Below are 1,170 nucleotides of genomic sequence, written 5' to 3'. Positions count from 1 at the left end.
GCGGACCTCCCGCATCCTCGGCTGGATCTCGGCGGCATCAGGACTGCTGACTTCGGCAACGCTGCTGCTACTCCTGGTCACCGGTCACACTGAGGCCGTCGTCCCCGTCGCCGTCCTCGGCGCGGCCCTCGCCGGGGGCACCGCCGTTACTGTCAACATCCGAATCCAGCGCTGAGTCCTGCCTGCGAGTGCCGCGATGGCTGGCAGCGTTACCCGAGGGCGCGGCCCTCGGGCTTCTTGGGGATCGTTGTCGTATGCGGCCGGACCCTCTCCTGGATGGTGTGCGGCGTGGTGCTCGCAGCCTGATGGCGTTGGTGCTGCTGGGCGAGTTGGTCGCGGAGGCGCCAGAGGAGTAGGGCGGCCGGGTCGTCGGCGTCGACGAGCCCGCTCCCAGCGTCGCTCGTGGTGATCAATGGTTCGACCTTGATGCCTGTGAGGTGGGCCTGGTGGAGGGTGGTGGCGAGGGCAAACCAGGCGGGGTCGCTGGTGATGCGGCCGATTGACTGGGGGAGGAGTGTGCGGAGGCGGGTTTTCCAGAGGCGGGCGATGCCTGGGTTAGGTGCTGCCGTGGCGATGGCGGTGAGGGGTTGGGTGGCTGTGTGGTGGTAGGCGGTGCGGAGGTGGACCAGGGTCTGTCGGGCTGCTTGTTCTTGTTGCTGGTGGTGGTGGGCTTGGTGCCAGCGGGCGATGGCGATGGTGGCGGCGATGGCGGTGCAGAGTAGCCAGGCGGCGGGTTCGGGGGCGGCGGGGGTGTGGGTGAGGTGGTCGGCGAGTTCTCGGAGGGCGTGGCCGGCCTGGTAGTCGGCTTGCCTGCGGGTGCGGGTGGCGCGTTCGAACGCAGTGGCGGCCTGGCGGAGGTGGGCGCGGCCGGGGGCGGGTGCGGTTTGGGCTGCGGCGTCGAGGAGGGTGCCGAAGGCGTGGATGTGGTCGGTGGCGGTCTGCTCGTCCGCGTGGGTCAGGGTGGTGGGGAGGGTGTCGAGGTGGCGGGCGGCGTGGCGCCAGGGGTCGTGGGGGTGGTAGTTGGTGGTGAGGTGGTGGGCTGCGGTGAGTCGGTTGAGGATCTTGGGGAGGGAGAGGTCGGGGGCCAGGCGGCTGCCGGAGTACCACACGGGGTGCTGGCCGTTGGTGGGTTGGTGGGCGAAGGTGATGCCGCGGATGGCGCCGGAGGGT

1 pseudogene is annotated in these 1,170 nt (G+C 70.5%); it reads right to left on the bottom strand.

Annotation, left to right across the window (positions count from 1 at the left end):
• Nucleotides 1-209: 209 nt before the first annotated feature.
• A pseudogene (locus tag ACTWP5_RS32060) lies at nt 210-1,170 on the bottom strand (mobilization protein); the annotation flags it as partial.

Origin of the sequence: Streptomyces sp. 4N509B, assembly GCF_052245655.1 — a bacterium.
In the GTDB taxonomy this organism is placed as follows: domain Bacteria; phylum Actinomycetota; class Actinomycetes; order Streptomycetales; family Streptomycetaceae; genus Streptomyces.
This window is presented reverse-complemented; position numbering and strand designations above follow the sequence as displayed.